This is a genomic window from Amycolatopsis jejuensis (assembly GCF_000717335.1).
GTDB lineage: Bacteria > Actinomycetota > Actinomycetes > Mycobacteriales > Pseudonocardiaceae > Amycolatopsis > Amycolatopsis jejuensis.
Genome location: NZ_JNYZ01000066.1, coordinates 1 through 14,083 on the forward strand (window position 1 = coordinate 1; position 14,083 = coordinate 14,083).

Annotated in this window: 13 protein-coding genes; 9 read left to right on the forward strand and 4 right to left on the reverse strand. The window is 67.8% G+C overall.

Annotation, left to right across the window (positions count from 1 at the left end):
- Window positions 1–1,340 precede the first annotated feature (1,340 nt).
- The 4 genes from OO71_RS45370 to OO71_RS48110 form a co-directional block, all read right to left on the reverse strand.
- A complete protein-coding gene (locus tag OO71_RS45370; RefSeq protein WP_033296331.1) occupies window positions 1,341–1,619 on the reverse strand; it encodes a DUF1918 domain-containing protein in 279 nt (92 codons plus the stop codon).
- A 109-nt stretch (window positions 1,620–1,728) separates the two neighbouring features.
- Window positions 1,729–2,466 (reverse strand): alpha/beta fold hydrolase, encoded by a 738-nt coding sequence (locus OO71_RS45375; RefSeq protein ID WP_051793225.1) that lies wholly within the window; start codon window positions 2,464–2,466, stop codon window positions 1,729–1,731.
- Window positions 2,459–2,896, reverse strand: a complete 438-nt coding sequence (locus OO71_RS48105; RefSeq protein WP_051793227.1) for a nuclear transport factor 2 family protein — start codon at window positions 2,894–2,896, stop codon at window positions 2,459–2,461. Before OO71_RS48105 ends, OO71_RS45375 begins: the two co-directional genes overlap by 8 nt.
- A 61-nt stretch (window positions 2,897–2,957) precedes the next feature.
- A complete protein-coding gene (locus OO71_RS48110) occupies window positions 2,958–3,962 on the reverse strand; it encodes an AraC-like ligand-binding domain-containing protein (protein WP_162186194.1) in 1,005 nt (334 codons plus the stop codon).
- A gap of 188 nt (window positions 3,963–4,150) precedes the next feature.
- Between OO71_RS48110 and OO71_RS48115 the strand changes: the two genes are divergently transcribed.
- From OO71_RS48115 to OO71_RS45430, 9 genes are read left to right on the forward strand one after another with little or no spacing between them, the layout of a single operon-like run.
- Window positions 4,151–5,158, forward strand: a complete 1,008-nt coding sequence (locus OO71_RS48115; RefSeq protein ID WP_084145801.1) for a GntR family transcriptional regulator — start codon at window positions 4,151–4,153, stop codon at window positions 5,156–5,158.
- A 7-nt stretch (window positions 5,159–5,165) separates the two neighbouring features.
- Complete coding sequence (locus OO71_RS45395; RefSeq protein WP_051793233.1) at window positions 5,166–6,116, forward strand: ABC transporter permease; 951 nt, start codon at window positions 5,166–5,168, stop codon at window positions 6,114–6,116.
- Window positions 6,113–6,958, forward strand: coding sequence for an ABC transporter permease (locus tag OO71_RS45400; protein WP_051793234.1), 846 nt, complete (start codon window positions 6,113–6,115; stop codon window positions 6,956–6,958). The genes OO71_RS45395 and OO71_RS45400 overlap by 4 nt, the downstream gene beginning before the upstream one ends.
- Window positions 6,955–7,977: an ABC transporter ATP-binding protein gene (locus OO71_RS45405; RefSeq protein ID WP_051793236.1), complete on the forward strand. Its 1,023-nt coding sequence runs from the start codon at window positions 6,955–6,957 to the stop codon at window positions 7,975–7,977. Before OO71_RS45400 ends, OO71_RS45405 begins: the two co-directional genes overlap by 4 nt.
- Window positions 7,974–8,789 (forward strand): ATP-binding cassette domain-containing protein, encoded by an 816-nt coding sequence (locus OO71_RS45410; RefSeq protein WP_051793238.1) that lies wholly within the window; start codon window positions 7,974–7,976, stop codon window positions 8,787–8,789. The genes OO71_RS45405 and OO71_RS45410 overlap by 4 nt, the downstream gene beginning before the upstream one ends.
- On the forward strand, window positions 8,786–10,444 hold the full coding sequence (locus tag OO71_RS45415; RefSeq protein WP_033296332.1) for an N-acyl-D-amino-acid deacylase family protein: 1,659 nt from the start codon (window positions 8,786–8,788) through the stop codon (window positions 10,442–10,444). The genes OO71_RS45410 and OO71_RS45415 overlap by 4 nt, the downstream gene beginning before the upstream one ends.
- 35 nt (window positions 10,445–10,479) lie before the next feature.
- On the forward strand, window positions 10,480–11,514 hold the full coding sequence (locus OO71_RS45420) for a dipeptidase (protein WP_033296333.1): 1,035 nt from the start codon (window positions 10,480–10,482) through the stop codon (window positions 11,512–11,514).
- Window positions 11,511–13,118, forward strand: coding sequence for an ABC transporter substrate-binding protein (locus tag OO71_RS45425; protein ID WP_162186195.1), 1,608 nt, complete (start codon window positions 11,511–11,513; stop codon window positions 13,116–13,118). The genes OO71_RS45420 and OO71_RS45425 overlap by 4 nt, the downstream gene beginning before the upstream one ends.
- A 16-nt stretch (window positions 13,119–13,134) precedes the next feature.
- Window positions 13,135–13,920, forward strand: a complete 786-nt coding sequence (locus OO71_RS45430; RefSeq protein WP_033296335.1) for an amidohydrolase family protein — start codon at window positions 13,135–13,137, stop codon at window positions 13,918–13,920.
- Window positions 13,921–14,083: the final 163 nt, after the last annotated feature.

The window sequence follows — 14,083 nt, forward strand, 5'->3', positions numbered from 1 at the left end:
GATCCCACCCACAATCCTCGACCCCGAACAAAAACCCCTCCGCAACACCGCCCACAACCCACCACCCGTACCCAACCCACCACCCACCCCGCAACCCACCCCGACTCCAATGCCAGCCGGGTCACCGGCATCAAGGCCAGCTACCCCATGCGCCAACCGCAGCCCGCTGGTGACCCCGGCGGGAACACCTGCCCTGCCCAGCCGCCCAGTCGGTGCCCGCCTGCACAGAGCCCACCACCGACACCCGGACCGGCGGCTGGCAGGCAAGCCCGCCCCCTGATGTGCTGGCCTGACCGCCGATCCGAGACACCGCATGGCGGTTCCCGGACCCGCTTACCCGTCGGCAAGAACCGCTGCCAGCCGCCAACCCGCCCGACGGTCCACGGATCCAGCCACCGATCCGGCGCAACACCAGGCCACCTGGCGACCCCCGCTTGTCGCCGCGCGAACCTGGTTGCGGCCGGGCGACCCGGTTCCGGCCGGGCGAACCCGCTTGTGTCCGGGCGATCCCGGTTGTGTCCGGGCGATCCCGGTTGTGTCCGGGCGATCCCAGTTGCCACCGTGCGAATCCGCTGTCGTCGGGCGAACCCGCTTGCGTCCGCGAACCTGGTTGCCATCGGGCGACCCCGATTGCCGCCGTGCGAACCCGCGTGGCACCGCGCGAAACCCGGTTGCCATCGGGTGAACTCGCTTGTCGCCGGGCGAATCCGTTCGCTCGATGGCGAGACCACTTACCGTCGGACGAAACCGCTTGCCATCCGACGAAACCGCTTGCCAGTGGACGAAACCTGCTCGTCCACCCGGTGACCGGTCACCCTCCCGGTCACTGGCCGTCCGTCCGGTAACCGGTTGCCGGTCCGGGCAGCCAGCGGCCAGACCGGGGTAAGGACCTGTCGGTCGATGAACTCACCCGCCACGTCGTCGACCACGTGAGGGACCCGGCGGGCACCACACCCAGCCCCGGCACGGGGCGCAGGACCTACCCCGCGGCGGACCGGCCCATCCAGCCACCGCAGGCGCACGCGCGCACCGGCAGGACCGCAAGCAAGGCATGCACCACCGGAAGCAGCGCCAACCGGCGTCGGTCAGGCTCCCGGCCAACCGGACTCGGGCGGGGTTTCGACGTCGCATCAGGTGGCCGGGAGCATGGTCGTCCGGCGTAGCTCGGGAACTGGGTCGACCGGCGTAGCTCGGGACCCCGGTCGACCGACGCGGGTCCGGAACTCGGCCGACGGGCGTCGATCAGGAGGTCCGGCCCGTACTGGTCAGGCGGGCGTGGGGCAGATGCCCGGGAGTCTGGTCACCCTCCGCGGGTCAGGACCCAGCCGACCGGCATCGGATCAGTGCAGGTCAGGGCTTCCCGGGTGGGGTTCCCGCAAAGCGGCCAGGCCTTCGACCCGTTCGCGGGCCTCGGCGTCCTTTGCGGTGAGTTCGGCGTCGGTCAGGACGATGGCGTCCGGGCCGGGGAAGACTGTCGAATCGTGGTCGGCGCCTTGCCAGCGGACGGTGAACGGCGGGGCGCCGTCCGGGGAGCCGACTTCCACGATGCGGCCCCGGTGTTCCGGCAGGTCCACCCGGGATCCCTTCACGACCAGCCAGTCGCCGCGGTGTGCATGCATGTCTCCTCCTCGGGGGGCGGCTCGGGACGCGTCTCGACTGAGCGTTACCTCGCCACGCCTGCGGTGAAACCTGCATGGGAAAACCCGGGGGCCGGACGGCCCCCGGGGCTCAGCCTGCGAGGTGGGCCAGGAAGGCGTCGTTGAACGGCTGGCCGATCCGCTGGACCGCGTGCGGGCTGCCGGGGAACAGCACCCGTTTGGCGGACAGTGTTTCGGCCAGTGCGTCGGCGACAGCTTCGAAGCCCGGGGTACCGCCGCCGGTTACCACGAGCTTCGGGAATGGCGTCTGCGCAAGGGTTTCCGCTGGGACGCCCGTTTCCCACGGCCGCTCGGTCATCAGGTTTCGGGCGGCTTCGAGCAGCGGCGGCGGGAGGGGGTCGGGTAGCTGCAGGTCGACGTTCAGGACCTTCAGGAAACCGGCTACGAACGTCGCGGGATCGTTGTCGCCGGACGTTGCCCAGTGGTCGCGCAGGGCTTCCGCGAGGCGGTCGGCCTCGGGGCGGCCGGCGCCGTTCGGCAATGCGGGCGGCTCGACCACGGTGAGCGACCAGACCTTGTCCGGCGCGAGCGCGGCTGCGCGCAGGGCGACCACGCCGCCCATCGAGGTGCCGAGCAGGTGGGCGCCGTCGCCGAGGAGGTCGGCGACTTCGGCGGCGTCGCGGTCCGGGTCGATGCGGTCGGTGGGCGGGCTGGGCTGGTATCCGCGGCGGTACGGTGCGATGATCCGGTACCGGTCGGCCAGCACCTTCTGCTCGCCGAACGCCGCGGCCGCCGAGCTGAGACTGCCGTGCACCATCACGATCGGCGGGCCGGATTCTCCCCACCGCTCCGCTGCCAGCTCAGCCACGGGACACCGCCGCGGCTGCCTCGGCGCGGGCGAACACGCCGCGGTCGATGTCCAGCTGCCGCGATGCGAACCGCCAGCCCTCGGCCGTCCGCACGACGACGTCCTGGTACAGCCCGGTGGCGATGATGAACGGCGGCGCCTCGACCTGGAGCTTGGTGACGATGCACGTGACCGTGGCGGTGTCGCCGTCGCCGTCCACCACGTAGTTCGTCAGCAGGTGCCGGGCGCCGTCCTCCTTGCCGGCGGCGATGTGGCCGCGGATGAACTCGGTGCGCTCGGCGACGCCGGTGAAGGTGCCGTAGGTGGACACGAACTTCCCGTCCGGGACCCACGCGCCGACCCACCCTTCGACGTCGTGGTTGTCGAGCGCGCGCATCTGGGAGTTCGAAAGCTCGATGATCGCGGTTTTGTCTTCGACGGACAAGGCCATGGCAGTTCTCCTCGACGGTGCGATGTAGTGCGTCGAGTCTGCGAATGACACCGCCGCAGAGCTATCGCCGAAGCGAACCGCCGCCATCGGTTTTGCGAAGCACCGCAGACGGGGATTCGCCGAACCGCGCCTTGAACTGGGCGGCGAAATCGCCGAGATGCACGAAACCGCAAGCAGTTGCCGTCGCGGTCACCGTGGTCGCCGATGGGTCCGCCGCGGAGAGCACGGCATGCGCCCGGTCGAGCCGCTGCATCCGCAGCCATTCGCCGGGGGACAGCCCGGTTTCGCGGCGGAAGCCGAGCTGCAGGCTGCGCAGCGAAACCCCGCAATGCTGCGCCACTTCCGCCAGCGGGAACGATTCTGCAATACGAGCCTGCAGGTACTCCATCGCCCGCCGGACCCGCGCGGACGACGGCGTTTCGGCCGTACCACCCAGTTTTCGGCCCGCCGTGTTCGGGTAGCCGAGCAGCAACGATTCGGCAAGCAAGGCTTCGAGATGCCACGGCCGCCCGCCGAGCTGCGGGTCGGTGGCCAGGTGGACGGACGCCTCGACGAGCGCCAGCACCCCGCGGGACAGCTTGTCCGCCTTGAGATCGAACTGCACCGGCAGCGTTCCGGACGTACCGGCCAGCTGCGCGGCGGTCCGCTCCACGAGCTGCCGGTCGAGCCGCACGACGACCTGGTCGAACTGTCCGTCGAGGTCGAGCCGGAAGGCCCGGTACGGGCTCACCACCGACGCGGTCCCCGGCTCCAGCACCGCACTCGTCGCGCCGTACGCGAACCTCGCCCGCCCGCCGACCGGCAGCGAAAGCAGGAACTCGTCCTGCTCCGGCGCGATTTCCGAGATCGTGACGTCCGCGCCGTACTGCAGCCGGTTCAGCGAAATCGTGCCGCTGGCAAGGTGATCGAGCCGCGCGGACAGCCGCCGGTGGACCCGTAGCGTGTGCGGCCGGAGCGCGGAAGAACAGGCGCCGACGACCTCGTCGACGTCGTCGGTGGTACCCACCATCCGCTTCCCGTGCAGGCGCACGAGATCGGCGATTCCGGTGGCGGGCACGGGGTTCATCTGCCGGATGGTACGCCACTGCCATGCTTCGCCCGACCGAGCGAAGTCCGTGAAGGGAACCTTCACGGAATCTGATTCCGTCATGGTTCCCTTCACGGAGTGCGCGCCGGTCCGGCCGGAACCGGTCCAGGTAACTTTCTCGGCTCGGGGGCTAGCCAAGCGCGCCGAACCGTCCTATAACAGTCGGCATGAAGCTTCCGAGTGTGCTAGTCCAGTTGCCTGCCGGGGGCGAGGTCGAGCTGACCCTGGACCGCGACACGGGGGTGTCGCTGTACGTGCAGCTCTTCGAGCAGCTCAAGCACTTCATCAACACCAACGAGCTGCCCCGCGGGGCCGAGCTGCCCTCGGTCCGGAATCTGGCCCGTGACCTGGGTGTCTCCACCGTCACGGTCAGCCGCGCGATCGAGGCGCTGCGGGCGAAGGGCCTGGTCGAAACGGTCTCCGGCAAGGGGATCTACGTCGTCGACTTCTTCCGCAATGCCGACCGCGGCGAGCGGCACCGCTCCGCCGCCGATTTCGCCGGCGCCGTGGCACGGGAAGCGGCCCAGCTCGGGCTCGACCTTTCCCTGGTCGCGGCCGCTTTGCAGGATCTCGCCCGCGACGGTGGCGGCGCCCGCGACCCGAAGCGGATCGTGTTCATCGACGAGTACTCCGCGGATTTCCTCGCCGACAGCCTGCAGCAGCAGCTCGAGGTCGACGGCATCCAGGTCGTCGCGGTGCGGCTGTCCGACGTGCTCGACGAGGCCGCGATGATCGAAAGCGCGGGCACCATCGTCACCACGCCGTACTGCTACGGGGTGGTCCGCGAGCGGCTGGCCGACCGGGCAGGTGACGTCATCGGCCTCACCATGAACCTCGACCCCGAGGTGCTCACCGAACTGCGCCTGCTCCCGCCGTCCAGCCGGGTCGCGCTCATCGCCACCACTCCGGCGTTCCTCGGCTGGATGGCGCAGATGGTCAGCACCACGACGCTGCTGGAGAAACGCCCGTCCGGCGCGTCCGCGACCAACCGGCGCGCGGTCAGCCGGGCGGTGCAGGACGCGGACACGGTGATCTACGGCAGTGGCTGCCGCCGTCAGCTGCCGTCGATGCTGCCGCCCGGCGCGCATTCCATCGAGCTGCGGCATGTGCCCGACGCCGTTTCCCTCACCAGTGTCCGCAGCCGGCTCACCGCGCTGCTGAACCAGGGCGGGTGAGCGCGCCGTGCGGATAGGCCGCTACCTGCTCCGCCGGGTGCTGCAGCTGATCCCGGTGCTGTTCGTGATCGTGGTGATCGAGTTCGCGCTGATCCACCTCGCCCCCGGCGACGTCGCCCGGATCATGGCCGGGGAGAACCAGGATCCGGCGTACATCGAGGCCGTCCGGCACCGGCTCGCGCTCGATCAGCCGCTGCCGCAGCAGTTCCTGCACTACCTCGGCGGGCTGCTCCGCGGCGAACTCGGCGACTCCTCGACGTACGGCACACCGGTGCTCACCGTGATCTGGCAGCGCGTCGGACCCACGATCCTGTTGCTGGGCACGAGTCTCGTGATCGCGTCGGTGCTCGGCACGGTGCTGGGCACCTGGCTGTCGCGGCGCGTCGGCTCGGCCACCGACACCGTGCTGAGCGTGCTGGCCGTCGGCTCGTACTCGATTCCGGTGTTCTGGCTGGGATTGGTGCTGATCCTGATCTTCGGCGTATGGCTGCGCGTACTGCCGACGTCCGGGATGTCCGACGGCACCGGCGGCATAGGCGACGTGCTCCGTCATTTGATCTTACCCGTGGCCGCGCTCACCACTGTCTACCTTGGACAGTACCTGCGGCTGTCCCGCACCACGGTGCACGACACTCTGCGCGAGGACTACGTGAAAGCCGCGCGGGCAGCGGGATTTTCCGAACGAACCATCCTGTTCCGGTTCGCGCTGCGTAATGCCTTGCTGCCGATCGTGACGGTGTTCGGCCTGCACCTCGGGCTGGTGCTGGCCGGAGCGGTGCTCACCGAGGCCGTGTTCTCCTGGCCGGGGCTGGGAACGCTGCTGTACCAAGCGATCCTGGCCCGTGACATCCCGCTCGTCACCGGCACGTACCTGATCATCGGCGTCACCGTCCTCATCGCCACGATTCTCACCGACCTGTGTTATGCGTGGCTCGACCCGAGAGTGGAGTACCGATGATCGCGTCGCGCGGTTTTCTGACCGCTTACACGGGTTATCGCGCGGGCCTGGTGTCCGGGGTCGTCCTCGGCCTGCTGGTGGTGCTCACGTTCGTGCGCCCGCTCCTGCCGCTGCCGGATCCGGCCGTGTTCGGCCCGGACATCCTCTCCGGCCCGTCCGCCCGGCACCTGCTCGGCACCGACAACTTCGGCCGCGACCTGCTGAGCCGCGTCGTCGCCGGTACCCAGACCGCGCTGCTGGTCGCCGTCGCGTCCGCGCTGCTGACCCTCGTGCTCGGGGTGCTGCTGGGCAGTCTTGCCGGGTACCGCGGTGGCTGGCTCGACGATCTGCTCAGCCGCATCTTCGACGTGTTCGTGCTGATCCCGGCGTTCTTCCTGCTGGTGCTGGTGGTCGCGTTGTTCGGGCCGAGCCTGTGGCTGGTGATCGTGGTGATCGGGCTGACATCCTGGCCGAGTTCGGCGCGCATCATGCGTTCGCAGGTGCTCACTTACCGCACCCGCGTGTTCGTGGAAGCGGCCCGCGCGGCCGGTGGCGGGTCCTGGTACCTGCTGCGCCGGCACGTCGTGCCCAACGGTATCGCGCCGGTCATCACCAACACGACCATCCTCATGGGACAGGCGATTCTCACCGAGGCCGGGCTGAGCTTCCTCGGGCTCAGCGATCCCAGCACGATCAGCTGGGGCCGGATGGTCTTCGAGGGCCAGCAATATCTGTCGTCGAGCGTGTGGATGAGCGTGGTGCCCGGCGTCGCGCTGCTGGTCACCGTGATGTGCCTGAACCTCACCGGGGACGGGCTGGCCTTCGCATTCGCGCCCGGAGCGCGGGGGAGGGTGCGGGCATGACCGGCGAAGCACTGGAACTGGACGGCGTCGGGGTGCGCTATCGGTTGCACCGCGGCGAACTGCACGCGGTCGACGGCGTACGGCTCACGTTGCATCCGGGCGAAACTGTCGGCGTGGTCGGTGAATCCGGTTGTGGCAAAACGACTTTGGCGCAGGCGGTGCTGCGGATGCTGCCGGACAGCGGGCGGCTCGCTGCGGGCAGTTCGATCCGGCTGGGGGAGCGGGAGCTCACCGGGCTCACCGACGAGCAGTTCCGCCGCGACATCCGGTGGAAGCGGATAGCCATGGTGTTCCAGAGTGCGATGAACTCGCTCAACCCGGTTGCGCGAATTGGTGATACGCTCACGAGACTCACCCGGTTGCATCTGCCGCAACTGTCTGTTGTGGACAGTAGTGAGTGGACGGCCGCACTGCTCGAACAGGTAGGTCTGTCCGCGGATGTTTCGCAGCGCTATCCGCACGAGCTGTCCGGCGGGATGCGGCAGCGGGTCGTGATCGCGATGAGCCTGGTGGCCGAACCGGACGTGCTCATCGCGGACGAGGCGACCACCGCGCTGGACGTGGTGGTGCAGGCCCAGATCCTCAGTGAGCTGAACCGGCTGCGCCATCGCCGGGGTCTCGCCGTGCTGGTGATCTCGCACGACATGGACGTGATCGCGGCGATCTGCGACCGGATCGCGGTGATGTACGCCGGGCAGATCGTGGAAACCGGGCGGACCGCGGAGGTGCTGGCTGCACCCTCGCATCCTTACACCGCCGCGCTCCTGGCTGCATTGCCGCGGCTGGACGGGCCGAAACGGCGGCTCGCCACCCTGGCCGGGGACCCGCCGGAACTGATCGGGGACCAGACCGGCTGCCGGTTCCGGGACCGGTGCCCGATCGCGGTGGCGCGCTGCGAGCAGGAACCGGAGCTCACCACGCAGCCCGGCGGCCGGCTGGTCCGCTGTCATTTCCCGGCCGACCCCGGGATCAGCCCGGAAGCGCTGGCCGAACCCGAACCGACCGGGGGTGTCTCGTGACGACGGTGCTGCGGGCCGACGGGCTGGTCAAGGAGTACCGGCCACGCGGCGGATTCTTCGCCCGGCGGGCACCGGTCCGCGTGGTGGACGGCGTCGACCTCGAGCTGCGGGCCGGGGAAGCGGTCGCGATCGTGGGCGAGTCCGGGGCCGGGAAGACCACGGTGTCCCGCATGCTCGCGTTGCTGGAGAAACCGACGCACGGCCGGATTTCCTTGGGGGACAAGGATGTCACCACGATCGGGGCGCGGGGACTACGCGAGTTCCGCCGTCAGGTGCAGATCGTGTTCCAGAACCCTTACGAGTCCCTGGATCCACGGCATACGGTGCGCGTGGCGGCCGGTGAGCCGCTCGACATCAACCGCATCGGCAGCCGCGCCGAACGCGCCGAGCGGACCCGCGAGGTGCTGCGGATCGTCGGCCTCACCCCGGTGGAGCGGTACCTCGACCGGTATCCGCACGAGCTTTCCGGCGGGCAGCGGCAGCGTGTGGCCATTGCCCGCGCGCTCGCCGTCGGACCGTCGGTGCTGATCGCCGACGAGCCGGTGTCCATGTTGGACGCTTCCATCCGGTCGAGCATCCTGAACCTGTTGTCCGACTTGCAGTCCACTTTGCACCTGGCGATCGTCTTCGTGACGCACGACCTCGCCACCGCGCGGTTCATGTCCGAGCGGCTGATGGTGATGTACCGCGGCGAGGTCGTCGAAACCGGACCCACCGAGGACGTCCTCGCCGCCCCCGACCACCCCTACACGCGGTTGCTGCTGTCCGCGGCAGGCAACCGGCTGGCCGACCACGGGAAGGAAACCCTATGAGCAGCGACTACGACCTGGTGATCCGGGGCGGCCGGATCCTCGACGGCGCAGGCAATCCCTGGTTCCCCGGCGACGTCGGGATCCGCGACGGGAAGATCGCGGCGATCGGCACAATCCCCGGCAAGGGAGCACGGGAACTGGACGCCACCGGCAGGTACGTCGTCCCCGGATTCATTGATGTGCACGCGCATTCGGATTTCGCTTTGACGATTCACCCGGAGGCGGAATCCCAGCTGGGACAAGGAATCACCACCGAGGTGATCGGCAACTGCGGATTCTCCGCGTATCCGCGAAACGATCGTACGCGGCGGTTGATGTTCGACCCGGAAGGCGTGGACGGTTCGTGGACCACGCCCGAGGATTACCTGCGTACCTTGGCTTCCCGGCCGCTCGGTGACAACGTCGTGTCGCTGCTGGGACACGGTACGATCCGGCACGCAGTGATGTCCGAACAGGACCGGGCGGCGACCCCTGAAGAAATCGAACAAATGCAGAAGCTCATCCGCGAGGCCATGCTTGCCGGGTCGGCGGGGCTTTCGACCGGGCTCGACTATGTACCGGGGATTTACGCGTCCACCCCGGAACTCGTCGAACTGTGCCGCGTGGTCGCGGAATTCGGTGGCGTGTATGCGAGTCATTTGCGCGGCTACACCAATACGGTGCTGGAGTCGGTCAAGGAAGCCATTGCCATCGGGGAGGAAAGCGGCTGTTCCGTGCAACTGTCCCATATGGACGTTTTCGGCCGGGACAACTGGGGGATCATCGACCAGGTCATCGGCGCGGTGAATGCGGCACGGGACCGCGGCGTCGATGTCACCGCCGACATGATGGCGTTCCCGACCGCCGGTTCGTGGTGGGCGCCGCGTGCGGTGTTCCCGCCCGGCGTGTACGACTACCTCGCCCCGGCCCGGCAGGCACAGGCGGATCTGCAGGAAAAGCTGCGTGATCCGGCGTACCGCGCGGACATGCGGGCCCGCGTGGAAGCGCAGCGAGTGCAATCGAAGAAAGGTTTCGACGAGGAACTGCTGATGTTCAGCACTTGGCAGGACATCATCCTCACCGGCACCGCACCGGGCAGCCCGAACGCCTCCGACATCGGCAAGGACCTGCAGACCCTGGCGGCCGAACGCGGTGCCGAACCGGTCGACGTGTTCTTCGACCTGCTCGTCGAGGAGGGCGAAGACCTTTCGTCGGTACGGATTTCGGTGAACGAGGACGAGTACCGGCGGCTCTGCAGCGAGCCGTGGGTGATGTTCGGCACCGATTCCATTGCGACCGCCGACCGGTACCGGCACGAGCCGTTCAACACGATCATGTCGCATCCCCGGCATTACGTGAACAGCATCCGCGTGCTCACCCACCACGTGTTCGAGAAGGGCTGGCTGTCCTTTCCGGACGCCGTGCGCAAGATGACTTCCTTGCCCGCCAGGCGGTTCGGGCTCGGCGACCGCGGGCTGGTCGCCGAGGGCATGGCCGCCGACCTGCTGGTGCTGAACACCGAATCGCTCGCCGAGGTCGCCACCTGGCTCGACCCGCGCCAGCATCCGTCCGGAGTGGACTACGTCGTGGTGAACGGGGTCGTCACCCTCGACCACGGCCGCTTCACCGGCGACCTCGGCGGCCGTCCGCTGCTGAGTGCCGCCGCCACCCGCTGACCGGCCACCCCACCCCCCACCGAAGGAGTTCCGCTGTGCCGACCTACCCCCTGGAGCTGACCGAAGAGCAGGAGAACCGCGCTGTCCGCGTGCACCGGGAAGCGGTGGTGATCGACTGCTCGTCGGTCGTGAAGGCCGAACCCGGGCACATCGACCGCGCCCGCACCGGCGGGATCACCGCCACCAACCACACCGTCACCCATCCGAACGCCGATCTTCCCCAAGCCTTGCGGGAAATCAACGAATACCGGCGGTGGATCGAGGCCAATCCCGCCGACGTGCTGCTCGCGACGAAACCCGAGCACATCCACGAGGCCAAGAAAACGAATCGCGAGGCGGTCATCTTCGGACCGCAGAACACCGAATTCCTCGGCACCGACGTGGCCACTGTGGACACGGTGTACGACCTCGGCATCCGGGTCATGCAGCTGACCTATCAACGGCAGAACTGGGTGGCCGGCGGCTGCGGCGAGCAGCGCGACGGCGGGCTCACCGGGTTCGGTCGCGAGGTCGTGTCCCGGATGGACGAACTCGGCATCGTGGTGGACCTGTCGCATTGCGGGCACACCACCGGATTCGACGCCATCGCGGCGTCGCGCAACCCGGTCATCTTCAGCCACGCGCACCCGTACCGGCTGGCTCCGCACATCCGCGCGAAGCAGGACGACCTGCTGCGGGCGCTGGCCGAGGGCGGTGGGGTCATCGGCATCACCGCGTTGTCCACGTTCCTGTACGACCCGGACAACCTCGACGAGCGGCCGGGTCTCGGGTCCTTCGTGGCCCATCTGCAGTACCTGATCGACCTGATCGGGATCGACCACGTGGGCATCGGGCTCGACTTCGACGAAACGATCAACCGCGAAACGTGGATGGAATCGGCGAAGGCGTGGCCGGAGCTGTACAAATGGAACTTCGACGACCGCCGCGCGCGCGAGCTCACGAACTCCGCCGAGGCCGGGAACATCACCCGGGCGCTGGTCGCCGCCGGGTTCACCGACGACCAGATCCGCAAGATCCTCGGCGAGAACTTCCTCCGGGTCTTCGAGCAGGTATGGGGGACGGCGCGATGAAACGGTTTTCCTCCCGCAAGCTGCTGGTCCTCGGGGTCGCGGTGGTACTGGCCGCGGCCGGCTGCTCCTCGGGCGCCACGCCCGGCGCGAGCGGCGGCGGCGGAACGGCGGACTCGGTCACCATCCCGTTCACGCCGGAACCCAAGTCCCTCAACCCGGACTGGCAGAACGACACCGGAGCCTGGTACCCGGCGGGCAACATCTACAGCAGGCTCGTCGACCTCGACTGGGGCGCCACCGCGGGCATCGTCGCGTACCCCGACCTCGCGAAGAGCTGGGACACCTCGCCGGACGGCAAGACGTACACCTTCCACCTGCGCGAGGGCGTGAAGTGGCACGACGGCAAGCCGCTGACCTCGGCTGACGTGGTGTACACGTACCAGACGATCCAGGAGAAGCGGTACCCGCTCGCGCAGTATCTGAACGGGGCCACGATCACCGCGCCGGACCCGCAGACCGTGGTGATCGCCTTCGCGAAGCCGAATGTCGCGTTCGTGCCACTGCTGGCGCAGGCAAGCAACTGGTACGGCGCGATCCTGCCGAAACACCTGTACGAGGGCACGGACTGGACGAAGAACCCGGCCAACACCCAGCCGGTCGGCACCGGGCCGTTCAAGTTCGTGTCGTGGCAGCGCGGCGGCCAGGTGAGCCTGGAGGCGAACCCGGACTACTTCCTCGGCGCGCCGAAGGTCAAGAAGCTGAACCTGGTGGTGGTGACCAATGCACAGGTCGCGATGGCCGGGTTCCAGTCCGGGCAGTACCCGTTCGTCGCGGACAACCTGCTGTCGAACTACCAGCAGATCAAACAGCTCGAATCCGGTGGCGGTGACACGACAGTAGTCCGCACCCCATCCCTGTACGGCCGTGACGTGTATTTCAACCTGCGCAACTCGATTCTCGCCGATCTGCGGGTCCGGCAGGCGATTTCGTACGGCATCGACCGGGATGCGATCAACAGGACCGCATTCGCCGGATTGTGGCCACCGGATTACAACGCCGGGATCAGCAGTTTCGCGGAGTACCTGAACAAGGACGCCCAATTCCCGCACTTCGACCTGGCGAAAGCGAAACAACTGCTCGATGAGTCCGGACATCCGGCCGGCCCGGACGGCACGCGGTTCACCTTGCGGCTGACCAACTATCCGTCCACCGACAGCACATTGATCGCCCAGGTACTGGTCGAGCAGTTCAAGGCCATGGGTATCGCGGTGAAATGGCAGCAGTTCGACCTGACGACGTGGCTCACGAAACTGGGTACCGGCGATTTCGACTTGAGCACGTATTACGTGCGATACGGCCCGGACCCGGCGGCGTACGCCGAGCATTTCGGCACCGGTGGACCGCGTAACTTCACGAAGTATTCGAACCAGAAGGTCGATGCTTTGCTCGCGCAGGCAGGCAGCACCACTGATGTCGCGACCCGAAAGCAGCTGTACAACGAGGTGCAAACGCAATTGGTCGCCGACGTGCCGTACGTGAACCTGTTCACCGAGAACAAGTTCAGCCTCGCCCGCAAGGGCTGGGACGGTTTTGCCGTGCAATCCTCGGCATTCGGCAAAGCCATGGGCTGGTTCAGTTTCTACGCCGTGCACCGGACTTCCTGACACGGAGGCGAAAATCGTGATCGTGATCGACACGCATTGCCACATCGGGCATTCCCAGAATTCCGACAGTGGCGACATCGGCGGAGAGTCCCTGATCCGCGGAATGGACGCATACGGCATCGACGCGGCAATCGTATTGCCTTTACCGAGCGTCGAAGACCACGCCACCGAACACGACGACATCGCGCGCCTGGCACAGCGTCATCCGGGCCGCATCTTCGGCACGGTCTGCATCCGCCCGCAACTGGGCTCGGCCGCAGTACACCGCGAAACGAAGCGCTGCGTCGAGGATTATGGTTTCGTGGCCATGAAATTCCACCCGATGCACCACGGCGGCTCACCCGCGTCACCGCGCGGGGACGTCATCTTCGAGGTAGCACAGGAGTTCGGCCTGCCGGTGATGTGCCACACCGGCCCAGGCGCACCATGGGCACTGCCGTCAATGCTCATCCCGGCAGCGCGCAAATACCCGGACGTCACCTTCATCGCCGCACACTCGGGAATGGAAATCTACGCCGAAGACGCCTGGGTAGCCGCAAGCGAATGCCAAAACATCGTCCTGGACTCAGCCTGGACGAGCCCCGGCCGGACGGCGTGGCTGATCGACCGCCTTGGCGCGGACCGGATGATGATGTCCACCGACCTGCCGACGAACAACAGCACGGAAACCGCAAAGTGGCGAGACCTGGACATCAGCGAAAAAGACAAGGAGACCTGCCTGCACCACCTCCCGGTCCGCCTCTTCGACCTGGCCGCCCACGGCTTCGACCCGGCCCGCTTCACCAAGGCCCCGGCCGCCTGACCCCCCGCCCGCCGGCCCGCCGGTCCGTGAAGGGAACCATCACGGAATCAGATTCCCTCATGGTTCCCTTCACGGACCTACATTCCGTGATGGTTCCCTTCACAGCCAGCCTTGCCCCCCACCCACCCACTGTCTCTTATACACATCTGACGCTGCCGACGAG